At 70.9% G+C, this 23,692-nt stretch carries 19 protein-coding genes; 15 read left to right on the top strand and 4 right to left on the bottom strand.

Annotation, left to right across the window (positions count from 1 at the left end; translation table 11 throughout):
• Together ACN27J_RS06405 and ACN27J_RS06400 are read left to right on the top strand one after the other, a co-directional pair.
• Complete coding sequence (locus ACN27J_RS06405; RefSeq protein WP_421364470.1) at positions 1 to 5,472, top strand: carboxyl transferase domain-containing protein; 5,472 nt, start codon at positions 1 to 3, stop codon at positions 5,470 to 5,472.
• 67 nt (positions 5,473 to 5,539) lie between these two features.
• Positions 5,540 to 6,175, top strand: coding sequence for a TetR family transcriptional regulator (locus ACN27J_RS06400; RefSeq protein WP_421364468.1), 636 nt, complete (start codon positions 5,540 to 5,542; stop codon positions 6,173 to 6,175).
• A gap of 15 nt (positions 6,176 to 6,190) precedes the next feature.
• Here ACN27J_RS06400 and ACN27J_RS06395 read toward each other — a convergent pair whose 3' ends face one another.
• Complete coding sequence (locus ACN27J_RS06395) at positions 6,191 to 7,363, bottom strand: acyl-CoA dehydrogenase family protein (protein ID WP_421364466.1); 1,173 nt, start codon at positions 7,361 to 7,363, stop codon at positions 6,191 to 6,193.
• 72 nt (positions 7,364 to 7,435) lie between these two features.
• Here ACN27J_RS06395 and ACN27J_RS06390 point away from each other — a divergent pair, with 72 nt between their 5' ends.
• On the top strand, positions 7,436 to 7,921 hold the full coding sequence (locus ACN27J_RS06390; RefSeq protein ID WP_421364464.1) for a MaoC family dehydratase: 486 nt from the start codon (positions 7,436 to 7,438) through the stop codon (positions 7,919 to 7,921).
• Positions 7,922 to 7,962: 41 nt separating this feature from the next.
• Here the strand turns inward: ACN27J_RS06390 and ACN27J_RS06385 are convergent, their stop codons facing one another.
• On the bottom strand, positions 7,963 to 8,478 hold the full coding sequence (locus ACN27J_RS06385) for a flavin reductase family protein (RefSeq protein ID WP_421364462.1): 516 nt from the start codon (positions 8,476 to 8,478) through the stop codon (positions 7,963 to 7,965).
• A gap of 155 nt (positions 8,479 to 8,633) precedes the next feature.
• Here ACN27J_RS06385 and ACN27J_RS06380 point away from each other — a divergent pair, with 155 nt between their 5' ends.
• Positions 8,634 to 9,926 (top strand): RNA-guided endonuclease InsQ/TnpB family protein, encoded by a 1,293-nt coding sequence (locus ACN27J_RS06380; RefSeq protein WP_421364460.1) that lies wholly within the window; start codon positions 8,634 to 8,636, stop codon positions 9,924 to 9,926.
• Here ACN27J_RS06380 and ACN27J_RS06375 read toward each other — a convergent pair.
• Entirely contained in the window at positions 9,871 to 10,680 is an 810-nt protein-coding gene (locus ACN27J_RS06375) for a VOC family protein (protein WP_421364458.1), read from the bottom strand. The two genes, ACN27J_RS06380 and ACN27J_RS06375, sit on opposite strands and share 56 nt — an antisense overlap.
• On the bottom strand, positions 10,677 to 11,414 hold the full coding sequence (locus ACN27J_RS06370; RefSeq protein WP_421364457.1) for an enoyl-CoA hydratase/isomerase family protein: 738 nt from the start codon (positions 11,412 to 11,414) through the stop codon (positions 10,677 to 10,679). Before ACN27J_RS06370 ends, ACN27J_RS06375 begins: the two co-directional genes overlap by 4 nt.
• A gap of 192 nt (positions 11,415 to 11,606) precedes the next feature.
• Between ACN27J_RS06370 and ACN27J_RS06365 the strand changes: the two genes are divergently transcribed.
• Genes ACN27J_RS06365 through ACN27J_RS06315 form a run of 11 tightly spaced genes read left to right on the top strand, consistent with a single transcriptional unit; the run spans position 11,607 to position 23,692 of the window.
• Positions 11,607 to 13,130 carry an ABC transporter substrate-binding protein gene (locus ACN27J_RS06365; RefSeq protein WP_421364455.1) on the top strand — a complete coding sequence of 508 codons (1,524 nt, stop codon included), beginning with the start codon at positions 11,607 to 11,609 and terminating at the stop codon, positions 13,128 to 13,130.
• A 2-nt stretch (positions 13,131 to 13,132) separates the two neighbouring features.
• Positions 13,133 to 13,978: an ABC transporter ATP-binding protein gene (locus ACN27J_RS06360; RefSeq protein WP_421364453.1), complete on the top strand. Its 846-nt coding sequence runs from the start codon at positions 13,133 to 13,135 to the stop codon at positions 13,976 to 13,978.
• Positions 13,975 to 14,898: an ABC transporter permease gene (locus ACN27J_RS06355; protein ID WP_421364451.1), complete on the top strand. Its 924-nt coding sequence runs from the start codon at positions 13,975 to 13,977 to the stop codon at positions 14,896 to 14,898. The genes ACN27J_RS06360 and ACN27J_RS06355 overlap by 4 nt, the downstream gene beginning before the upstream one ends.
• A gap of 5 nt (positions 14,899 to 14,903) precedes the next feature.
• Positions 14,904 to 15,791, top strand: coding sequence for an ABC transporter permease (locus ACN27J_RS06350; protein ID WP_421364449.1), 888 nt, complete (start codon positions 14,904 to 14,906; stop codon positions 15,789 to 15,791).
• On the top strand, positions 15,788 to 16,579 hold the full coding sequence (locus tag ACN27J_RS06345; RefSeq protein WP_421364447.1) for an ABC transporter ATP-binding protein: 792 nt from the start codon (positions 15,788 to 15,790) through the stop codon (positions 16,577 to 16,579). The genes ACN27J_RS06350 and ACN27J_RS06345 overlap by 4 nt, the downstream gene beginning before the upstream one ends.
• 16 nt (positions 16,580 to 16,595) lie before the next feature.
• Entirely contained in the window at positions 16,596 to 17,996 is a 1,401-nt protein-coding gene (locus ACN27J_RS06340; RefSeq protein ID WP_421364446.1) for a hypothetical protein, read from the top strand.
• On the top strand, positions 17,986 to 19,170 hold the full coding sequence (locus tag ACN27J_RS06335) for an acetyl-CoA acetyltransferase (protein ID WP_421364445.1): 1,185 nt from the start codon (positions 17,986 to 17,988) through the stop codon (positions 19,168 to 19,170). The genes ACN27J_RS06340 and ACN27J_RS06335 overlap by 11 nt, the downstream gene beginning before the upstream one ends.
• Positions 19,167 to 20,087: an SDR family NAD(P)-dependent oxidoreductase gene (locus ACN27J_RS06330; RefSeq protein WP_421364443.1), complete on the top strand. Its 921-nt coding sequence runs from the start codon at positions 19,167 to 19,169 to the stop codon at positions 20,085 to 20,087. The genes ACN27J_RS06335 and ACN27J_RS06330 overlap by 4 nt, the downstream gene beginning before the upstream one ends.
• Before the next feature lie 22 nt (positions 20,088 to 20,109).
• A complete protein-coding gene (locus tag ACN27J_RS06325; protein WP_421364441.1) occupies positions 20,110 to 20,604 on the top strand; it encodes a VOC family protein in 495 nt (164 codons plus the stop codon).
• Positions 20,604 to 22,127 carry a class I adenylate-forming enzyme family protein gene (locus ACN27J_RS06320; RefSeq protein WP_421364439.1) on the top strand — a complete coding sequence of 508 codons (1,524 nt, stop codon included), beginning with the start codon at positions 20,604 to 20,606 and terminating at the stop codon, positions 22,125 to 22,127. Before ACN27J_RS06325 ends, ACN27J_RS06320 begins: the two co-directional genes overlap by 1 nt.
• Positions 22,124 to 23,692 (top strand): class I adenylate-forming enzyme family protein, encoded by a 1,569-nt coding sequence (locus tag ACN27J_RS06315; RefSeq protein ID WP_421364437.1) that lies wholly within the window; start codon positions 22,124 to 22,126, stop codon positions 23,690 to 23,692. The genes ACN27J_RS06320 and ACN27J_RS06315 overlap by 4 nt, the downstream gene beginning before the upstream one ends.

The raw sequence follows: 23,692 nt of genomic DNA, 5'->3' as shown, positions 1-23,692 counted from the left end.
GTGTTCAGCCGCATTGCCATCGTCAACCGTGGTGAGGCCGCGATGCGGCTCATCCACGCCGTCCGGGAGCTGGCTGCCGAAACCGGGGCGCGGATCGAGACCGTCGCCCTGTACACCGACGTCGACCGTACCGCGACGTTCGTCCGTGAGGCGGACATCGCCTACGACCTCGGGCCGGCGTCCGCCCGGCCGTACCTCGATCTGACGGTCCTGGAACGCGCCCTGGTGGCGACCGGCGCCGACGCGGCGTGGGTCGGCTGGGGTTTCGTCGCCGAGTCCCCGGCGTTCGCGGAGCTGTGCGAGAAGACCGGCGTCACCTTCGTCGGACCGAGCGCGCACGCGATGCGGCAGCTCGGCGACAAGATCGGCGCGAAGCTGATCGCCGAGGAGGTCGGCGTGCCGGTCGCCCCGTGGAGCCGGGGCGCGGTCGAGACCCTGGAGGCCGCCGTGGCGGCGGCGGGCGGCATCGGCTACCCGCTGATGTTGAAGGCGACCGCCGGTGGCGGCGGGCGCGGCATCCGGGTGATCACCAACGAGGCCGAGCTCGTCGACGCGTACGAGCGCACCAGTCAGGAAGCCGCCCGCGCGTTCGGTAGCGGCGTCGTGTTCCTGGAACGGCTGGTCACCGGTGCCCGGCACGTGGAGGTCCAGGTGATCGCCGACGGTCAGGGCACCGCCTGGGCACTCGGCGTACGGGACTGTTCGGTGCAGCGGCGCAACCAGAAGGTGATCGAGGAGTCGGCGTCGCCGGTGCTCAGCCCGGCGCAGGTCGCCGACCTCAAGGCGTCGGCCGAACGGCTCGCCGTCGCGGTCGGCTACCGGGGCGCGGCGACCGTCGAGTTCCTCTACCACCCCGGTGACCGCATGTTCGCGTTCCTCGAGGTCAACACCCGGCTGCAGGTGGAGCACCCGATCACCGAGTCCACCACCGGATTCGACCTGGTCAAGGCGCAGCTGCACGTGGCGTCGGGCGGGCGGCTGGAGGGCGACCCGCCGGTGGAGCGTGGGCACGCCGTCGAGGCCCGGCTCAACGCCGAGGACCCGGACCGCGACTTCGCGCCCTCGCCGGGTCGGATCGCCCGGCTGGACCTGCCCGCCGGGCCCGGGATCCGGGTGGACACCGGGGTCAGCGAGGGCGACACCATTCCCGCCGCCTTCGACTCCATGATCGCCAAGATCATCGCGTACGGACGGGACCGTGACGAGGCGCTCGGCCGGCTGCGCCGGGCGATGGCGAACACCACCGTGATCATCGAGGGCGGTGCGACGAACAAGAGCTTCGTGATCGACCTGCTCGATCAGCCCGAGGTGATCGACGCCAGCGCGGACACCGGGTGGATCGACCGGGTCCGCGGTGAAGGCCGGCTCGTCGCGCACCGGCACGTCGCCGTCGCCCTCGCCGCTGCCGCGATCGAGGGCTACGAAGCCGACGAGCGCGTCGAACGGCAGCGACTGCTGGCCACCGCGTCCGGCGGACGTCCACAGGTGCAGCACGCCAGCGGCCGACCGGTGGACCTCAAGCTGCGCAGCGTCGGCTACCGGGTACGGGTGGCGCGCACCGGCGCGTACCGGTTCCGCGTCGGCATCGAGGTGGCAGACCTCGTGCACAGCGCCGACGTCGAGCTGGACCGTTTCGACCGGCACACCGGGCAGATCGTCGTCAACGGCAGCCGGCACCGCCTGGTCACCGGAACGCACGGGCCGGTGCACCTGATCGAGGTCGACGGGGTGACTCACCGGGTCAGCCGCGACGAGGGCGGCGTGCTCCGCGCACCGATGCCCGCCCTGGTCGTCGCCACCCCGGTGCCGGTCGGTGCCGAGGTCGAGGCGGGCACACCGGTGCTGGTACTCGAGGCCATGAAGATGGAGACGGTGCTGCGGGCACCGTTCAAGGCCCGGCTGAAGGAATCCGCCGTGTCGGTCGGAAACCAGGTCGAGGCGGGTGCACCGCTGCTGCGGTTGGAGCCGGTCGCGGACGACGCGGCAGCCGGTACGGAGACCGGGCCGGCCGCGCCCGTCGAGCTGGACATGCCCGCCGCATCCGGGGCGCTCCCACCGGCCGAACGGTGCCGTCGGGGTCAGGAGGGTCTGCGCGGACTGCTCCTCGGCTTCGACGTCGACCCGCACGACGACCGCCGCGTCCTCGACGACTATCTCGTCGCGCGCCGGGCCGCCGCCGAGGACGGCGACCGGCCGTTGGCCGCTGAGATCGATCTCATCGAGGTCTTCGCCGACCTCGCCGAGCTGAGCCGCAACCGGCCGACCGATGCCGACGGCGGTGACGGGCACGTCCACAGCGACCGCGAGTACTTCCACACCTACCTGCAGAGCCTCGACGTCGAACGGGCCGGCCTGCCGGACGCCTTCCAGACCAAGCTCGCCAAGGCGCTCAGCCACTACGGCGTCACCGATCTGGAGCGCTCCGCCGATCTCGAAGCCGCTGTTTTCCGGATCTTCCTCGCACTGCAGCGTGCCGCCGCCGACGCCACGGTCGTCGCCACACTGCTGCGCGCGTGGCTGCGGGAGCCGCCGCCCGGCCAGTCGTTGCACGAGCCCGCCGGTCTCGCCCTGGAGCGACTGGTCGCCGCCACGCAGGTCCGCTTCCCGGTAATCGCCGACCTTGCCCGAGGCGTGGTGTTCGCCTGGTTCGCCCAGCCGTTGCTGCGCCGCAACCGGGCCACCGTCTACGCCCGGGTCCGCGCGCACCTGCGTCACCTGGACGCCCATCCGGACACGCCGGAGCGCGCCGAACGCATCGCCGACATGGTCCGCAGCACCGAACCGCTGGTCCGGCTACTCGGCCAGCGGATCGTCCGTGACCACCTCGACAACGCGGTCATGCTGGAGGTGCTGACCCGCCGGTACTACGGCAACAAAGGGCTCACCGCGGTCCACGCCCACCAGGTCGCCGGCTGCACCTTCGTGGTCGCCGAGCGGGCGGACTCGAGCGTGGTCACCGCCGCCGTGGCCATCGATGCCCTGGGCACCGCCCTCGACGGACTCGCGGAGCTTGCCGGTGGCCGGGAGTCCATCGACGTCGATATGTATCTCGCCTGGGAGAACCAGCCGGAGGACTTCGACGCGATGGCGGCGGCGCTGCTCGACGTCGTCGCCGCGCACCCGCTGCCGCCGCAGGTCCGCCGGGTGACCACCACCATCGCGGGCCGCGCCGGCGCGGTGATGCACCACCACTTCACGTTCCGCCCGTCGAGCCGGGGAATGGTCGAGGAACGGCTGATCCGCGGCCTGCACCCATACATCGCGCAGCGCATGCAGCTGGAACGGCTGCGCAAGTTCGACCTGACCCGGCTGCCCTCGCTGGACGAGGAGGTCTACCTTTTCCAGTGCGTCGCGCGGGAAAACCCGTCGGACCAGCGTCTCGTCGCGTTCGCGCAGGTACGCGACCTGACTCAGCTGCGTGACCACGATGGACGCCTGGTGTCGCTGCCGACCACCGAGGACACCGTCGCGGCCTGCCTCGACTCGATCCGCCGGGCCCAGTCGCGCAGACCGTCGAAGACCCGCTTCACCACCAACCGGATCGTGATCTACGTCTGGCCGCCGAACGACCTCACCCGCCAGGAGATGGAGATGATCGCCGGGCGGATGCGCCCGACGACCGCGGGCGCCGGACTGGAAGAGATCCTGTTCATCGGGCGCCAACGGGACCGGGTGACCGGCGAGCTGACGAAGATGGCGGTACGAATCGCCTTCGACGCCACCGGCGGCGCCGAACTGGTCGTCGGCGAGCCGCCGGTCGAGCCGGTCGAGCCGTTGGACGACTACCGGCTGAAGGTGCTGCGGGCGAGCAGCCGCAACACGGTGTACCCGTACGAACTGACCGGCCGGCTCGGCGACTTCGTCGAGCACGACCTCGACGCCGACAACGCGTTGGTGCCGGTCGACCGGCCGAAGGGGGGCAACAGCGCGGCGATCGTCGCCGGTGTGGTCAGCACGGCCACCACCCGTCACCCCGAGGGTGTCACCCGGGTCGTGCTGTTCGGCGATCCCACGAAGTCGCTCGGCGCCCTGTCCGAGCCGGAGTGCCGCCGGATCATCGCGGCCCTGGACCTGGCCGAGCGGATGCGGGTGCCGGTGGAGTGGTACGCGCTGTCGGCCGGGGCCCGGATCTCCATGGAGTCGGGCACCGAGAACATGGACTGGGTGGCCGCCGCGCTCAAACGGATCGTCGAGTTCACCCAGGCCGGTGGTGAGATCAACATCGTGGTCGCGGGCATCAACGTCGGCGCCCAGCCGTACTGGAACGCTGAGGCGACGATGCTCATGCACACCAAGGGCATCCTGGTGATGACGCCGGACTCGGCGATGGTGCTCACCGGCAAGCAGTCGCTGGACTTCTCCGGCGGGGTGTCCGCCGAGGACAACTTCGGCATCGGCGGCTACGACCGGGTGATGGGTCCGAACGGGCAGGCGCAGTACTGGGCGCCGAGCCTGACCGCCGCGCGGGACGTGCTGCTGGCCCACTACGACCACACGTACGTCGTACCGGGCGAAACCGGGCCCCGGCGGGCGACCACCACCGACCCCACCGACCGCGACGTCTCCACCTTCCCGCACACGGTGGCCGGCAGCGACTTCACCACTGTCGGTGAGATCTTCTCGGCCGAGGCCAACCCGGACCGCAAGAAGCCGTTCGACATCCGGACCGTGATGCGGGCGCTGGCCGACCAGGACCACCCGGTGCTGGAACGCTGGGCGGGCATGGCCGACGCGGACACCGCCGTCGTGCAGGACGTGCATCTCGGCGGCATCCCCGTCTGCCTGCTCGGCATCGAGTCGCGGACGGTGCCGCGGCGTGGCTTCCCGCCCACCGACGGTCCGGACACCTACACCGCCGGCACGCTGTTCCCGCAGTCGTCGAAGAAGGCGGCGCGGGCGATCAACGCGGCCAGCGGCAACCGGCCGCTGGTGGTACTGGCCAACCTGTCGGGCTTCGACGGCTCGCCAGAGTCGATGCGCAAGCTGCAGTTGGAGTACGGCGCCGAGATCGGCCGGGCGATCGTGAACTTCCGTGGGCCGATCGTGTTCTGTGTGATCTCGCGGTACCACGGTGGCGCGTTCGTGGTCTTCTCGAAGGCGTTGAACCCCGCCATGACGGTGCTCGCGCTGGAAGGTTCGTTCGCCTCGGTGCTCGGTGGCGCTCCCGCCGCCGCAGTGGTGTTCTCCGGCGACGTGGACGCCCGTACCGCGCGCGACCCGCGAATCCGGGACCTGGAGGCGCGGGTGGCCGCGGCGGCCGGGACCGATCGCGCCGCGTTGGCCGCCGAGCTCGACGAGTTGCGCTCGTCGGTACGGGCGGAGAAGCTGGGCGAGGTGGCCACCGAGTTCGACCGGATCCACGACATCCAGCGCGCCGTGGAGGTGGGCTCGGTGGATGCCGTCATCGGCGCCGCCGAACTGCGCCCGCGGATCATCGCCACCATCGAATCCCGGCTGCCGGAGGGGCGGTGACAGCGAACCTTCCGACCGGGCGGTAGGATTGTCGGGCTCCGAGTGGAGCGGGAAGCGGAGGCCACCGATGGCTCGTGCGACGTCCAACCGCCCGGCGGCGACCCGGCGCAGGCAACGCTGGGCCGACGGCTACGACCCGGAGAACACCCGCAAGTCGTTGATCGCCAGCGCGCTGGAACTGTTCGGGCGTCGGGGTTTCGACCGGACGTCGGTACAGGAGATCGCCGACCAGGCCGGGCTGACCAAGGGCGCCTTCTACCACCATTTCGAGAGCAAGGACGACCTGCTGCGGCACATTCAGGAGGAGTACCTGGAGGCGCAACTGGCCGCGATCCAGCAGATCGAGTCCGGCAGCGACGACCCGACGGTACGGGTGGCGGAGCTCATCCGGTTCAGCCTGACCAGCGTGGCCGAGTACCGGGCACACGTGACGATCTTCTACCAGGAGCGGCGGTACCTCACGGGAGACATGTTCGCCGAGGTGACGCGCAAGCGCGACGCGGTGGAGGCGGCCTTCGCCGGCATGGTCTCCGACGGTATCGCCCGTGGCGTCTTCCGCGCGGACATGGACCCGCGGATCGTCACCTTCGGGCTGGTGGGCATGTGCGCCTGGGCGTACCAGTGGCTCAACGTCGACGGTCCGCTCAGCATCGACGAGGTGGCGCGCCAGTTCAGTGCGATGGTGCTCGATGGTCTCCGCTGAACCGTGCGGGGCCGGTCAGCCGGCGAGCAGCTGGCGGGCCATGACGACCCGTTGCACCTGGTTGGTGCCCTCGTAGATCTGGGTGATCTTGGCGTCGCGCATCATCCGTTCCACCGGGAAGTCACGGGTGTACCCGTAGCCGCCGAGCAGTTGGACGGCGTCGGTGGTGATCTTCATCGCCGCGTCGGAAGCGAAGCACTTGGCTGCCGCGCCGAAGTAGGTCAGGTCCGGCTCGCCCCGCTCGGACCTGCCGGCGGCCGCGTAGGTGAGCTGCCGTGCCGCCTCCAGGGTCATGTCCATGTCCGCGAGGAGGAACTGGACACCCTGGAAGTCGGCGATGGCCCGGCCGAACTGCTGTCGTTGCCGTACGTAACCCAGGGCGTAGTCCAGCGCGCCCTGGGCGATGCCCAGGGCCTGAGCGGCGATGGTGACCCGGGTGTGGTCCAGCGTCCGCATCGCCGTCGCGAAGCCGGTTCCCGGCGCGCCGATGATCCGGTCCGCCGGGACGCGGACGTTGTCGAGGTACACCTCGCGGGTCGGGGATCCTTTGATGCCGAGCTTGCGCTCCGGTGCGCCGAAGCTGACCCCGGGATCGGACCTCTCCACCACGAAGGCGGAGATGCCGCGCGAGCGTGCCGCCGGGTCGGTGACGGCGAAGACCGTGTAGTACTCGCTCAGTCCGGCGTTGGTGATCCAGCGCTTGACCCCGTTGAGCACCCAGGAGTCGCCGTCGCGTTCGGCGCGGGTCCGCATGCCGGCCGCGTCGCTGCCGGCGTCGGGTTCGGACAGGCAGTACGAGAACATCGCCTCGCCCCGGGCGACCGGTGGTAGATACCGCTGCTTGACGTGCTCGCCGGCGGCGAGCAGCAGCGGCATGGTCCCGAGCTTGTTGCCGGCCGGGATCAGCGAGGAGGTGGCACATGCCCGCGCCACCTCCTCGATGACGATCGCGGTGGCGAGTGCGTCCGCACCGGCGCCGCCGTACTCGACGGGGATGTGCGGGGCGTGGAAGTCGGCGGCGCGCAGCGCGTCGTAGGAGGCCTGCGGGAACTCGGCGTTCTCGTCGGCGGCCGCCGCGTGCGGCGCGACCTTGTCATCGCACACCTCTCGTACGGCCTGCCGCACTGCTGCGTGCTCCTCGGGCAGCTGGTACGCCTCGAACACCACGGAACCTCCCTGCTCAGCCATCCGGAAGCTGATGATACCATCCGGTCGGAATGAAGAAGGCCGCCAATGGCCCGTTCGCCAACTGGAGTGACCATGCGAACCGCATCACGGACGATCGTGCGCAGCCCGGGTGACCTGCTCGACCTGGTCGGCACGGAGCTGGGGGCCAGCGCACCACAGGTGGTGACCCAGCGGCAGATCGACCAGTTCGCCGACGTCACCGGGGACCACCAGTGGATCCACGTCGACGTCGAGCGGGCGCGGACCGGCCCGTTCGGCACCACCGTCGCGCACGGATTCCTGACCCTGGCGCTCGTCCCGCGCCTGCTCGCGGACATCCTCGAGGTGCAGACCTTCGCCATGGGTGTCAACTACGGGCTGGACCGGGTCCGGTTCGTCCGACCCTTGCCGCCCGGTGTGCCGGTCCAGGGCACCGCGACGCTGGTGTCGGCCCAGCCGATCACCGCCGTCCCCGGTACCGGGGACGGTGTGCAGGCCAAGGCTTCGGTGACGGTGGAGTTCGCCGACGGGTCGACGCCCTGCTGCGTGGCCGAGATCCTGTTCCGGTACTACAGCTGAGTCGCGTCGGCGTTGGCGACGGCGCGACGTCCTCACCCCGCTCACTCGGTCGCGGTGGCCGACGGACTGACGAACCGCCCCCGGTAGAACGACAGCGCCGGCACGTTCGTCGGCTTCAGGTGCACGTGGTCGATGTCGAGCAGGAAGATGACATGGTCGCCGCTGGTGATCACCTCGTCACGTCGGCCGGCGAGCACCGCCGGTGTGCCGGGCAGCAGCGGAACCCCGTCCGGGCCGGGCAGCCAGGACACCCCGGCGAGTTTCTCCGCGCCGGTCAGCCCGGACGTGGCGAACCGGCGCGCCACGTCCTCCTGGTCCCGGCTGAGGATGTGGATGGCGATCCGGTCGGATCCGACCAGGGCCGGGAAGCTGGACGAGGAACTGGTCACGCAGAACAACACCTTCGCCGGCTGCAGTGAGACCGAGGTGAACGAGTTCACGGTCAGCGCGGCGACGCCGCCCTGGGCGGTGATCGCGGTGACCGCGGTGACACCGGTGGGGAAGTGACCACACACCTGACGGAACTCCGTCGAATCGAACAGTGGCTCGGCCGTCATCGGATTCCTTCCGTGGATACTCCGGCCTTCAGGCCGGGGAGGAAACGGAACTCCTGCGGAGCAGGGCAGGGAAAGCCGATCCGCCGCCAGGGCGGATCGGCGTCCACCCCACACGCGACCCCACGGCTCACGACCGAATCGTTAGACTGTGGACTGTGTCGCGGACCGTGAAGCGGGCGTTCAGGTACCGCTTCCACCCCACCCCCGGGCAGGCCGCCGAGCTCGCCCGGACGTTCGGTTGTGTCCGGCTGGTCTACAACATGGCGCTGGCCGCCCGCAGCGAGGCGTGGACCCTGCGTCGGGAACGGGTCACCTACAACGCCACCTCGGCGATGCTGACCGGGTGGAAGAAGACCGACGAACTGGCGTTCCTCAACGACGTCTCCTGCGTCCCTCTGCAGCAGGCGCTGCGGCACCTGCAGACCGCGTTCACCAACTTCTGGGCCAAACGGGCCCGGTACCCGACGTTCAAGTCGAGGAAGCGGTCGCGGCGGTCGGCGGAGTACACCGCCAGCGCGTTCCGGTGGCGCGACGGCCGCCTCACCCTCGCCAAGATGACCGACCCGTTGGACATCGTGTGGTCCCGGCCACTCCCGCCGGGCGCGGCGCCGTCGACGGTGACCGTGACGCAGGACGCGGCGGGCCGCTGGTTCGTCTCCCTGCTCTGCGACGACCGGATCGAGCCGGCCCCGGCGTCCACCGCTGTGGTGGGGGTCGACGCCGGCCTCGACAGCCTGTTCACCCTGTCCACCGGGGAGAAGATCCCCAACCCGAGGCACGAACGCCGCGACCGCGATCGGCTGGCCCGGGCCCAGCGGAACCTCGCACGCAAGGCCAGAGGTTCGGCGAACCGGGCGAAGGCCCGGTTGGCGGTGGCCCGGGTTCATGCCCGGATCGCCGACCGCCGCCGCGACCACCTGCACAAGTTGACCACTCGGCTCGTTCGTGAAACCCAAACGATCGTGATCGAGGACCTGACCGTCGGCACCATGATGGCCAACCACCGTCTGGCCCGCGCCATCTCGGACGCGGGCTGGCGGCGGTTCCGCACCATGCTGGGGTACAAAACGGACTGGTACGGCCGGGACCTGGTGGTCGTGGACCGCTGGTTCCCGTCGACCCGACTGTGCTCGGGCTGTGGCGTACTGGCCGAGCGGATGCCGTTGGCCGTCCGGTCGTGGACCTGCCGATGCGGGCAGGCCCACGACCGGGACGTCAACGCGGCCCGGAACATTCTCGCGGAGGGGCTCTCCGTGACTGCCTGTGGAGGCGGTGTAAGACCTCACCGGGAGTCCTCCTCTCGGACGGGGCGGTCGTCGGTGAAGCAGGAACCCCCTGGGGCGACCCAGGGAATCCCCGTCCCTTTAGGGCGGGGAGGATTGTCAACGAGGGTCACCGCCTGGGGGAGGAATCGTGCCCGGGGCGCAGGCCGCCGTCGAGCTGGATGAGGCAAAGTGAATGGCCGCCGGGATCCTTCACCAGGTGAAGGCGTCCGTACGGGCTCCGGACCGGGCCGACGGTCGGCGTCCCGCCGAGCGCGCAGACCCGCCGCAGCGCGTCGTCGAGAGAGTCCACGGCGAAGTAGGTGATCCACTTCGCCGGAATGAGGTTCGGCCATTCGTTGTCGAGTGCCAGCACACCGGCGACCGCGACATCGCCGAGCATCAGCAGGGTGTACGGGCGGGCGGTGGGCGTGTCCATCGTCCGCCGGGTGGTGTAGCCGAACAGGGACCGGTAGTAGCTCACCGAGGTGGCGGGCTCCCCGGTGTTCAATTCGTTCCAGCACAGTGCGCCGACCGAGTTGAGCAGTTGCACACCGGTGCGTGACTCGCCCTGGTAGAGGCCGAACGCGGCGCCGAACGGGTCGATGACGACGGCGCCGGTGCCGGCGGCCGGCAGATACCGCGGCGGGGTGACCAGCTCGCCGCCGAGCTCGACCGCCCGGGAAGCGCACCGGCTGATGTCGTCGACCGCGAAGTAGACGATCCAGCCCCGGGGCCGACCGGCGTGCAGCGCTGCGGCGTCGGAGATGCCGGCCACGTCGCGTCCGTCGATGCCACACATCCGGTAGGTGGTGGCACCGAGCCGTTCGGCGCGCACCGTCCAGCCGAGTAACGCGCGGTAGAAAGGTTCGACCTTGTCCGGATCGGGGGTGGCCAGCTCCACCCAGACGGCCTCGCCAGCCTGGAACCGACCGCTCATCGGTCCGCCCCGCGCGCGGCGACACCGGCGACGATGGTGCGCGCCGAGATGTCGTAGGCATGATCGGGCCGGCCGGTGGCCCGGCTCGACTCGACGACCTCGACCACCGCTCGCAGCGTGCGGCCGGGTACGGCGAGCAGCGTCTCGACAAGAGCTTCGGTCGCGCGGTCGAGGTCGTCGTCGGCGACGACCTCGGCGACCAGCCCCCAGACGAGCATCTGGTCGGCGGACGCGGTCGTGGCCCCGGTCAGCAGGTGGTAGGCCTGCGGACGGGGTAGCGCCCGGGCGATCGCGTAGCCGACTCCGGCGGGGGCGAAGCCGAACCGGGCCTCGGGTAGCGACAGGCGTGCGCTGGTCGCGGCGATCGGCAGGTGTACGGCGTCGAGCAGGCCGGCGCCGAAGCCGATCACCCGGCCCCGTACCGCGGCGACCACCGGCACCGGGAGTCGCCGGATCCGCCGCAGCGCGGCGTCGCTGGTGCGCAGGCCGTCCGCCACCGTCTCCGGCGAACTGCCGGCCAGCTCGGTGAACGCCGTGGTGTCCCAGCCGCCGCAGAAGTTCCGGCCGGCCATCTCGAGCTCGACGACCGCGCAACTGTCGATGGCCGCAGCGGTCTCCAGCGCGTGGACGAGTTCATGCAGCGCGGTGTCGTCGAAGCAGTTGCCGCGGGCCGCGTTGTCGTAGCGCACCCGGATGAGGCGTCCGTCGTGCCGAGGGGTGAGGGTAGGGGCCACCGGGGTATCATACATACCGGTCGGTATGTTCACAACGCCGCTGGCTGGCCGGTCTTTGTCACGCGAATGTCATAGTCGAGATACCTGCGCGAACCGTTGACTTGATACCGGCTGGTCGGTACTTTGTGGCGAGCGTCACCGGTGCGCAACGCGGCGACGTGAACGGGTCCATCGCTGTGAAGGACACCCCTGATGATCATGAAAATCCTGCGTTCCCGGCGGCCTCTCGTGGCCGCCGCCGCCATCACTGTCGCCAGCGTCGGCCTGACCGCCTGCGGTGGCACCGAACCCGATGACACCGGGTCGTCCGGCCCGACCATCATCCGTGCGCTGCTCGCGGCCCAGCCCGCCACCCTCGACCCGATCGTCGGTGCGCGCTCCGCCCAGGTGGTCTGGGCGACAATGCTCGAACCACTGATCGACATCGACGAAGACCTCGTGCCCACCGACACCGGTCTGATCACCAACTGGACCCGTGCCGACGCCACGACCTGGACGTTCACCGTCCGCCCCGACATCACCTTCAGCAACGGGGAAGCGGCCGACGCCGCCGCCGTCGCCAACACCATCACGCTCACCCGCGACACCGAGGGGTCACCGCTGAAGTCCTACTTCGGCAACGTCACCTCGATCGAGGCAACCGACGACGCCACCGTCGTGGTCACCACCGGCACGCCGCAGTACAACATTCCCGATCTGCTCACCACGGTCTACCTGGTCCCACCGGCCTACTACCAGGAGCAGGGGTCCGAAGGCTTCGCTGCGGCCCCGGTCGGCACCGGCCCGTACGTGTGGGCCGGCGCCAACGCCGGCCGCGACATCTCGGTCACCAAGAACCCCGACTACTGGGGCGACGAACCGACGAACGACGGCGTCACCTTCACCTGGGCAAACGAGGCCGCGCAGCGGCTCGCGTTGATCCAGAGCGGGACCGTCGACGTCTCCTTCGACCTACCGCCGGCCCAGGCGCAGGCGGCCGAAGCGGCCGGGGTCGACGTGGTCCGCACCGAGACCGCCATGAAGATCGTCGCCTTCCTCGACTCGACCAAGGCACCGTTCGACGACCCGCAGTTGCGCGAGGCCGCAGCCCTGGCCATCGACCGGGACGCGATCGTCAGCGGCATCTTCGACGGCCAGGCCGCCGCCGACGCCGGACTGCTCAACGTCCGGCCCGGCCAGCAACCGCAGAACAGCGTCACCGCCGACCCGGCGAAGGCCGCGCAACTCGTCGGTGACGCCACCCCGACCGTACAGATCACCTATCCGGCGGCGCAGTACACCAACATCGAAGAGGTCGCCCAGGCCGTGGGCGGCAGCCTCGAACAGGCCGGCTTCACGGTCAGCTACGAGCCGCTCGACTACGGCACCCTGGTGCAGCGGATCATCGGCCGCCAGGTCCCCGGCGTCGCCATCTTCGCCGGAGTACCCAACGTCGCCGTGCCGGACTACTTCGTCAGCGGCTTCATGAAGACCGCGTCGTTGACCGGCAACTGCCCCGACCCGCAGATCGACCAGCTCGCCCAGCAGGCGCTCGAACAGGACAGCGCTGAGCAGGCTGCCCCGATCTACGAGCAGCTCAACACCATCGGAGTGGTCGAGAAGCACTGCTACGTCCCGCTCTACCGGCAGATCTTCAACTACGCGACCGGCCCCGGTGTCACCGGTGTCGAGTTCGGTCCGCTGAACACCGTGGACTTCACGAAGACGACCCGCTGACGATGACCGGAGCAGCGCAGACGGGGGTGTCGGGCGAACCCGCCCGGCACCCCCGCACCCCGGACACCGACACCGCCGTGCTGGTGGTCGACGACCTGGTCGTCGAGCACCGCGACCGGAGCACCGGGACGGTGCTGCGCGCGGTCGACCACGTGTCGCTGCACATCGGCGCCGGCGAGAGCGTCGCCGTTGTCGGCGAATCCGGATCCGGCAAGACGACGCTCGCCATGGCGGCCACCGGGCTGGGCACCCGTGGCGACGGGGCCATCCGGCTGCTCGGGCACCAGCTCTCCTCGATCAGTCGGACGCGGCTGCGGCGGCTGCGCCCCGAGGTGCAGGTGGTCTTCCAGGACCCGCACGGATCGCTCGACCCCCGGCAGTCGGTCCGCTCCGGGCTACGCGAGCTGCGCAGGCTGCAGCCCGAGCGCACCTCCTGGACCAGCGACACCGAACTGCTCGACCGGGTCCGGCTCGCGCCGCAGATCCTCGACCGCTACCCGCACCAGCTCTCCGGCGGCCAGGCCCAGCGGGTCTGCATCGCCCGGGCACTGCTGATGCGGCCGCGGCTGATCGTGGCGGACGAACCGACCTCCGGCCTCGACGTCTCGGTGCAGGCCGACGTGCTGGCACTGCTGGCCCAGATCCGGCAGAGCACCGGCACGGCCCTGCTGATGATCAGCCACGACCTCGCCGTCGTGCGCTCCGTCTGCGACACCGTGTACGTCATGTACCAGGGCCGGGTCGTCGAGTCGGGGCCGTGCGAGGCCGTCTTCGTCAACCCCCGCAACGACTACACGCGCGAGCTGCTCGCCGCGATGCCCGGTGCCCGCTGGAGGTCCCGCCGATGAAGGCCAGCACCGTCCGACGGGTCGGCAGTCGCCTGGCGTCCCTGCTGGCGTCCCTACTCATCGCGCTGAGCCTGGCGTTCGCCCTCGGGCGGCTCTCCGGCGATCCGACCGTGGCCATCCTCGGACCGATGGCCACCCCGGAGCAGCGGGACGCCCTGCGGCACCAACTCGGTCTCGACCTGCCGCTGGTCGTCCAGTACTTCGACTACCTCAAGGGCATCCTCACCGGTGACCTCGGCCAGTCGCTGCAGTTCTACCAGGCCAACACGACCCTGATCGCCGACCGGCTGCCGTTCACCCTGCAACTGGTCGCCGCCGGCATGGCACTCGCCGTACTGGTCGGGGTGCCGCTCGGGGTGCTGGCCGCGACCCGGGAGGGCACCTGGTGGGACCGCGCCGCCTCCACCGTCGCCCTGCTCGGCCAGTCGGTGCCCGTCTTCTGGTTCGGCATGATGCTGGTGGCGCTGTTCGCCGTGAACCTCGGCTGGCTGCCCGCCGGGCAGTCCGGCACCCCGCAGCATCTGGTCCTTCCCGCGGTCACCATGTCGGTGTACCCGATGGCCCAGATCGCCCGGCTCACCAGGGCGTCGATGAGCGAGACGTTGGCCGAGCCGTACATCGACTCCGCCCGGGCCCGCGGGCTGCGCGGCCGGCGGGTGGTGTGGCGGCACGCGTTCAAGAACGCGATGATGCCGATCCTGACCATCGTCGTGCTCCAGACCGGCATCCTGCTCTCCGGCGCCGTCGCGATCGAGTACGTCTACTCCTGGCCCGGCCTCGGTCAGCTGGCGCTGCAGGCCATCCAGTTCCGGGACTTCCCGCTTGTCCAGGCGATTGTCGTCTTCGGTGCGTTGACGTTCGTCCTGCTGAACCTGCTCGTCGACGTGATCCATTCGGTCGTCGACCCGAGGGTGAGGTGACGGCCATGAGCCGAACCGATGTGCATCCGGCACCCGCGACGCAGACCCCACGACGCCCGGTACGGCGGGCCCGTACCTCGGTGTTCTGGCTGTCTCTGCCGCTGGTGGTCGTCGCCGGTCTGGTGCTGGTACTGCCGCTGACCGGACTGCTGCCGGAGCCCGGGCAGGACCTGGCCGCGACCCGGCGACCGCCCGCCTTCCTCGACGGCGGAACCTGGGCGCACCCACTCGGCACCGACAAACTCGGCCAGGACGTCCTGACCCAGTTCGTTTCCGCCGGCCGGCTGACCATCCTGATCGGCGTCGCCGGCGCCCTGGTCGCCATCGGTCCCGGCACCCTGCTCGGCGTGCTGGCCGGCTACTTCCGCGGCTGGGTCGACCGGGTCATCTCGGTGCTCATCGACGCCCAGCTGGCCCTGCCGTTCATCCTGGTCGCCCTCGCGATCATCTCGAACCGGGGCAGCTCCCTGCCGGTGCTGTTCCTGGTGCTGGCGCTGACCGGTTGGGCGGTCTGCGCCCGGGTCACCCGGTCGGCGACCCTCGCGATCCGCGAGCGGCAGTTCGTCACCGGTCTACGGGCGGCCGGCGCGTCGGAGGCGCGGATCGTCTTCCGGCACGTCCTGCCCAACCTCGCCGGTACGGTCGTCGCGCTCGGCACCCTCCAGATCGGCACGGCGATCCTGATCGAGAGCGCGTTGAGCTTCCTCGGCCTCGGCGTACCGCCACCGAGTGTGAGCTGGGGGTCGATGCTCGCCTCCGGCCAGGACGAGCTGAGCCAGGCCTGGTGGATCGCGCTCTTCCCCGGGCTCGCCATCACCCTGCTGGTGCTGCTGGTCAACCTGTTGGGCGACGCGCTGCTCACCCACCACGACCCACGGAAGAGGCGCCGATGACCGCGCTGCTGAGCGTCTGCGGCCTGTCCGTCGTCGCCCGACTCGCCGACGGCGACCTGCGGCTGCTCGACGACGTCGACCTCGACGTCGACCGAGGCCGGATCGTCGGCGTAGTCGGCGAATCCGGCAGCGGCAAGACCACCCTGGCCCGCACCGTCGTCGGGCTGCTCGAACGCAACGTCGATGTCGAACAGGGCCGGGTCACGCTCGCCGGCGACGAGGTAATGGCCCCCGGCGTGGACCGCACCGACCGGGTCCGGGGCAGCGCCGTCGGCATGGTCTTCCAGGACGCCTCCCGGTCGTTGAACCCGCTGATGAAGGTCGGCACACAGCTCGCCGAGGTGCTGCGCCGCCACGTCCGGGGCATCACCCGGGCCGAGGTCGAGCGCCGCTCGGTGGAGGTCCTGGCGCAGATGCGCATCACCGACCCGGCGCGGGTGCTGGGCAGCTACCCGCACCAGCTCTCCGGCGGGCTGCGCCAGCGGGTCGCCATCGGGCTGGCCGTCGTCACCCGTCCGGCGCTGGTGATCGCCGACGAGTGCACCACCGCCCTCGACGTCACCACCCAGACCAAGGTCGTCGAGCTGTTCCGCACCCTGGTCGACGAACTCGGCATCGGCCTGCTCTTCGTCACCCACGACCTGATGCTCGCCAGCGACCTCTGTGACCGGATCGCGGTGATGAGCGGCGGCCGGGTCGTCGAAGAGGGTGCGGCCGAGCAGGTGCTGGACGAGCCGCAACAGGAGTACACCCGGCGACTGCTCGCCGCCATCCCATCGTGGAGTTGAAGGAGAACCGCGACACATGCCTGACCAGCCCGGCATCGACGGCTACGCGGTACACCTGCCGGCGTACGCCCTGCACGACAACAGGCTCGACGCGTCCGGACCGCCCAGGCCGGGCGGACCGGTACGCAGCGTCGCCGCCTACGACGAGGACACCGTCACCATGGCGGTCGAGGCGATGCGGCAGCTCACCGCCGCCGGCCACGTCGGTCGGCAGCTGCTGCTCGCCACCACCAGCGCACCGTACGAGGCGAAGACCTCGGCCGGGGTCGTGCACGCCGCGCTCGGGCTCGATCCGGCCGTCAGCGCGGTCGATCTGCGCGGACACCGCTGCGGCGCGACCGCCCTCGACCTCGTCGCGTGCTCCGGTGCCGCGGCGATGATGGCCGACCTACGGACCACCCGCCCGGGAGCACCGGACGAACTCGCTCAGGGCGACGGCGCCGCAGCGTTCGTCGGCGGCGGTACCCGTGCCGCGACCCTGCTGGCCCGCGCCGGACACACCACCGAGATCCTGGAACGGTGGCGGCTGCCCGGGGAACGGCACGACCGCGTCTGGGACGAACGGTTCACCGCCGACGTCCTCGTCACCGCCGGCCTCGACGCGGCCCGCCGCGCGTTCACCCTCGCCAGCCTGGATACCGTCGACGAGGTCGTCGTGTCGTCGTCGAACGCCCGCGCCGCCGCAGCGCTGCGCCGCACGCTGGGCGGATCGGGGGCCGACGCGAAGGTCGAACGGGCCACCGGTTTCACCGGTGCCGCCCACCCCGCGCTGCTGCTCGCCGCCGCGCTCGACGAGGCGCAGCCCGGCCGGACGATCCTGTTGCTGTCGGCCACCGAGGGCGCCGACGCCTTCGTCTGGCGGGTCGGCGACGAGGTGCGGGCGGCGCGCGGCGGGGCGTCCGTACGGGAGCAGCTCGCCGCCCGGCGACCCGTCGGGTACGGCCGCTACCTGCGCTGGCGCGGACTACTGGAGGTGCAAGGTCCGGCCCGGCCGGCATCGCCGGCACCGGCGTCACCGCCGATGGTCCGCCGGTCCGGCTGGAAGTTCCGGCTGGAAGGCAGCCGGTGCGCCGCCTGCGCGAAGGTCACCACACCGCCGGCCAAGGTCTGCGCCTCCTGCGGCACCGCCGCGTCGGGGCAGACGCCAGCGACGGTCCCGCTGCGGGACAAGACGGCCCGGGTCGTCTCGGTGACCACGGACCATCTGACCACCATGCCGGAACCGGCGGTCGCGGTCGTCGTCGCCGACGTCGACGGCGGTGGCCGGCTCAGCATGTACGCGACCGACGTCGCGCCGGGCGACGTGGCCGTGGGCATGGCGATGACGCCGACTTTCCGGCGGCTGTGGACCACCGATTCGATCCACAACTACTTCTGGAAACTCCGGCCACGGAAGGAGGCCACCGATGGCCAGTAGACGGATGGCCCACGACGTCGCGATCGTCGCGATGGGCTGTACCCCGTTTCGTGACCACTGGCACCGTTCCGCCGACGATCTGCTGGTCGACGCGGTGCACGAGTGCGTCGGGTCGCTGTCCGGTGCCACCCTCGACGACGTCGACGCGTTCTGGGTGGGCACCCAGGGCTCCGGGATGTCCGGGCAGACGCTGGCCCGGCCGTTGCGCCTGGTCGGCAAGCCGGTGACCCGGGTGGAGAACTACTGCGCCACCGGCTCGGAGTCGCTGCGCAACGCGGCGTTCGCGGTCGCCTCCGGGGCGTACGACATGGTCATGGCGACCGGTGTGGAGAAGCTGAAGGATTCGGCGTACTCCGGTCTGGCCGCCGTCTACCCACCCGCCGACGGCACCGACGTCGACTGGACCGCACCCGCCGGATTCTCCCTGCTCGCCCCCGCCTACCAGCAGGCGTACGGCGTCGGGGCGCGGGACATGCGCGACGCGCTCACCAAGGTCGCGATGAAGAACCACGAGAACGGCGCGTTGAACGAGCGCGCCCAGTTCCGTAAGGCCGTCTCCGCCGAGGCCGTCGAGAACGCGCCGCGCGTCGCCGGGCAGCTCGGCGTGCTGGACTGCTCGGGCGTGTCCGACGGCGCCGCCGCGGCCATCCTGGTCCGCGCCGAGGACGCCTACCGCTACACCGACAAGCCGGTGTTCCTGCGGGGAATGGGGTTCGTCGCGGGCTCGGGCGCGGGCCTGGCCACCGACGGCTACGACTTCACCACCTTCCCGGAGGTGGTCGACGCGGCGCGACAGGCCTACGACCAGGCGGGCGTCACCGACCCGGCGACACAGATCTCGCTGGCCGAGGTGCACGACTGTTTCACTCCGACGGAGGTGGTGCTGATGGAGGACCTGGGATTCTCCGAGCGGGGCAAGGCCTGGCGGGACATCCTCGACGGCCGGTACGACCTGGGCGGTGCGTTGCCGGTGAACACCGACGGCGGTCTCAAGTCGTTCGGCCACCCGATCGGCGCCACCGGGCTGCGGATGGTGTTCGAGTGCTTCACCCAGCTGCGGGGTGCGGCCGGTGCCCGCCAGGTGCCCGACGCCCGGTTGGCCCTCGCGCAGAATCTCGGCGGGCAGCCGGGTTCCTGCGTGGCGTTCGTCGCGGTGCTGGGGAGCCAGCGGTGAGCCCCCAGGTGCGCCTCGACGGGCAGGTCGCGATCGTCACCGGCGCCGGCAACGGGATCGGCCGGGCGCACGCCCTGCTGCTGGCCGAACGCGGTGCCCGCGTGGTCGTCAACGACCTCGGCGGGGCGGTGGACGGTTCGGGTTCCTCCGGTGCGGCGCAGCGGGTGGTCGACGAGATCCGCGCCGCCGGCGGTGTCGCCCTCGCGTCGACCGACTCGGTCGCCACCGCTGCCGGCGGCGCCGACCTCGTCGCACGGGCCGTGCAGGAGTACGGCCGGATCGACGCGGTCATCCACAACGCCGGCATCCTGCGGGACAGCACGCTGGCCAAGATGCGCGAGGAGGACGTCACCGCGGTCCTCGACGTGCACCTGGCCGGGGCGTTCCACGTGCTGCGGCCCGCGTGGGGGCAGATGGCCGAGCGGGGGTACGGGCGGATCGTGCTGACCAGCTCGTCGTCCGGGCTGTTCGGCAACTTCGGCCAGGCCAACTACGGGGCGGCGAAGGCCGGCCTGATCGGGCTGATGAACGTACTCGCCCTGGAAGGAGCCCGCCGGGGCATCCTGGTGAACGCGATCGCGCCGACCGCCGCGACCCGGATGACCGAGAACCTCCTCGGTGAGCTGACCGACCGGTTCGACCCCCGGCACGTCGCCGCGGTGGCGACCTACCTCGCCTCCGGGCAGTGCCAGCTGAACCGGCACATCCTCACCGTCGGCGGCGGCCGGGTCGGGCGGATCTTCCTCGGCGTCACCCCCGGCTGGTACGGCGGGGCCGAGCCGGTCTCGCCCGACGACATCAGCGCGTCGATCGACGACATCTGCCGACTCGACGACTTCATCGTTCCTGACAGCGGCGCCGACGAGGTCACGCTGATCCAGCGGGCGCTGTCCGGACCAGCCGGTCCAACCGCCTGAGCCGTCAAGGAAGGGAGCCACCATGCCGGTGAGCGAAGTGCACCATGTGGCCGTGACCGTTTCCGACGTCGACCGGGCCGCGGACTTCTACGAGAAGGCGCTGGGCTACCGTCGGACGCTTAGGGCCGACGTCGCCGGCCCCGGCATCGAGGTGTCGCTGGGCCTGCCCGCCGGCACCGCCGGCCGGGTCCAGTACCTGCAGGGACCGAGCCAGATCGGCCAGTTGGAACTGATCGAGTGGAACGGCACCGCGACCCGGACGGCGACCGGTGGACATCTGGAACTGGGTACCTTCCTGCTCAGCTTCGCGGTGCCGCTGGCGGAGATGGACGAGCTGTACGCCCGGCTGGTCGAGCTCGGCGCGCAGTGTCTGAGCCCGCCGAACCAGGTTCTGCTGGACAGCTACGGGCCGATCACCGCGTTCGCGGCTCGTGACCTCGACGGCAACCTGCTGGAGTTCGTGGCGCTGCCGTCCCGGGAGGAGATCCTGGCCCGGCGGCGGGAAGGCGGCAGCTGATGGCGACCAGCAACTTCACCGAAACGCTGCGCCGGCAGGCGCTGCGCCGCGCCGACCGGGAGGCGCTGGTCGACGGAGAGTCCCGCTGGACGTACGCCGAACTGGACGCCGACGTCGACCGGCACGCGGCGGCGCTGCGCGCCGTCGGCATCGGCGTCGGCGACCTGGTCGGGGTGCTCGGGCGCAACACCGCCACGTACGTCATCGAACTGCTGGCGCTGAGCCGCCTCGGTGCCATCTCCGTTCCGCTCAACTGGCGGCTGCACCCCAACGAGCAGGCGTACGTCATCGACCAGGCCGGCGTCACCGCCCTGATCTACGACGACGACTTCGCCGACGCCGCCGCCACCCTGGCGGCCACGACCGGCCTGCGGACCACGGTGGCCAACGGCACCCGGGTCGTCGCCGACGCCCGTCGACTGGCCGATCTGCTCGCCGCGCAGCCGCCGGGGGTGCGGGTGCCGGACGCGGAGAAGACCTCGGCCGACATACACCGGCTGCTCTACACCTCCGGCACCACCGCACGCCCGAAGGGCGTCATCCACACCTGCGGCAACCTCACCGCCAACCACCTGGCGCAGGTGCTCGAATTGGAGCTCACCGCAGCCGACCGGATCCTCGTCTCGGCTCCGTTGTTCCACGTCAGCGGGCTGGAGGCACCGGGCCTGGCGACGTTCGTGGCGGGCGCGACGATGGTGCTGACCCCGACGTTCAAGGCCGCGGACATCGCCCGGACCGTGGCCCGGGAGCGGATCACCGGCATGGTCCTGGCGGCGCAGATCCTCTTCGGGCTGCTCGACCGCGACGACCAGTCGGACCTCGGGTCGCTGCGCTACCTGCTCTTCGCCGGGGTCGCGCCCAGCGTGCGGCGCGAGGTGAAACGCCGGCTGCCGCACGTACGCCTGGTGGACACCTTCGGCATGACCGAGCTGTGCAACGGCGTCTGCTACCTGGACGCAGCCCACGAACAGAACAAGCTCGGCGCGCTCGGCGCACCGTTCCCGGGAGTGCACGTCCGGATCGTCGACGAACAGTTCCAGCCGGTGCCGCCCGGCGTGGAGGGGGAGATCATCATCCGGGGCGAGAAGATCTCACCCGGCTACTGGAACGACGACGAGGCCAACCGGCGGACCCGCCGGGACGGTTGGTTCCTGACCGGCGACGTCGGGCGGATCGACGCCGACGGCTACCTGTGGTTCGTCGACCGCCGCGCCGACCTGATCAAGTCCGGTGGGGAGAACATCGCCAGCGCCGAGGTCGAACGGGTCATCGCCGGGCATCCCGATGTCAGCGAGGTCGCCGTCATCGGGGTGCCGGACCCGACCTGGGACGAGGTCCCGAAGGCGTACGTGATCCTGCGCGCCGACGCGACCACCACGGCGGAGGGGATCCGCGAGCACTGCCTGGCCGAACTTGCCCGGTACAAGGTGCCGAAGTACGTGCAGATCGTGACGTCGCTGCCGCGCAACGACTCAGGCAAGGTGCTCAAGAAGCAGCTGCGCGAGGCGGCGGTGACCGGATGAGTACGGCGAACGTCGCCGCGATGCTGGCCGGTAACGCCCGGCGCTTCGCCGACGCCGACGCGCTGGTCTTCGAGGACCGCCGGTGGACCCACCGCCAGCTCGCCGCCGACGTCGAGGCCCTGGCCGCAGGGCTGGCCGCCGAGGGCGTTCGCCGCGACGCCCGGGTGGCGATCATCTCGAACAACGTGCCCGAGTTCCTGCTGCTGTCGCTGGCGTTGTCGAAGCTCGGCGCGGTCTTCGTGCCACTGAACTACCGGCTCACCGCCGGCGAACTGGCCAAGCTGCTGCGGCACGCGCGGGTCCAGGCGGTCGCCACGGTCCCGGAGTTCGCCGCGTTGACCGACGCCGCGCTGACCGAGGCCGGCGCCGGCCCGACGGCCGACGTACGCCGGTTCGCGCTGGAACCGATCGACGACGGCTGGGTCGACGTGCGCGGGCTGATCGGGACCCACCGGGGTGCCCGGGTCGCCGACGTCGATCTCGACGACGCGGCCCTGCACCGGATCGTCTACACCTCCGGCACGACCGGGCTGCCCAAGGGCGTGCTGCTCACCCACGGCAACGTGAACATGAACATGCACGCCCAGATCGTCGAGCTCGGGCTGCGGCCGAGCGACCGGATCCTCAACTTCGCACCGCTGTACCACGTCGGCGGCACCGACCTGCCGGGCTTCGGCATCTGGCATGTCGGCGGCACGATGGTGCTGCACCGGCGGTTCGAGCCGGCGGCGGTGCTGCGGGCGATCGAGACCGAGCGGATCACCGGCATGGTGATGGCGGCGACGATGCTCGACATGGTCCGCCGTGCGGCCGATGTCGCCGCCGCCGACCTGACCTCGGTGCGGTGGGTCATCTATTCGCAGGTCACGTCGGCGTTGTTCGCCGTGGCGCGGGAGCTCTTTCCGGACGCCCGGCTGATCGAGGGTTACGGTCTCACCGAGACGTGCAGCGCTCTGACGTACCTGGACGAGGCGCACATGCGGTCCAAGCAGGGGTCGGTCGGCCTGCCCGTGCCGTGGGTCCAGGTACGGGTGGTCGACGTGGACGGCAACGACGTGCTGGTCGGCGACGACGGTGAGGTGATCGCGCGCGGCCCGAAGGTGAGCCCTGGCTATCTCGACGATCCGCAGGCGACCAGGGCGGCGTGGCGCGACGGGTGGTTCCACACCGGCGACATCGGTCGGTTCGACGCCGACGGCTACCTGTACATCCGCGACCGGCTCAAGGACATGATCCGCAGCGGCGGGGAGAACATGTCCAGCGCCGAGATCGAGAACGTGCTGGCCGACCACCCGCTGGTGCTGGCCGCGTCGGTGGTGGCGGCGCCGCATCCGGTGTGGCTGGAGGTCCCGGTGGCGTTCGTGATCGGCCGACCCGGCCTGGAACCCGAGTCGCTGATCGCGCATGCCCGGCAGCGCCTCGGCGGCTTCAAGGTGCCGAAGGAGATCTACGTAGTGGACGAGTTCCCGACGAATCCGTCCGGCAAGGTGCTGAAGCGGAGCCTGCGGGAGCTGCGGTCGTCGGCGCGCCCGGACTGGACCTACGACCGGCCGCGACGCGACTGA

Source organism: Solwaraspora sp. WMMB762 (genome assembly GCF_049179115.1).
In the GTDB taxonomy this organism is placed as follows: domain Bacteria; phylum Actinomycetota; class Actinomycetes; order Mycobacteriales; family Micromonosporaceae; genus Micromonospora_E.
The sequence above is the reverse complement of the archived record's forward strand: the minus strand, read 5'-3'. Positions and strand labels throughout refer to the sequence as shown.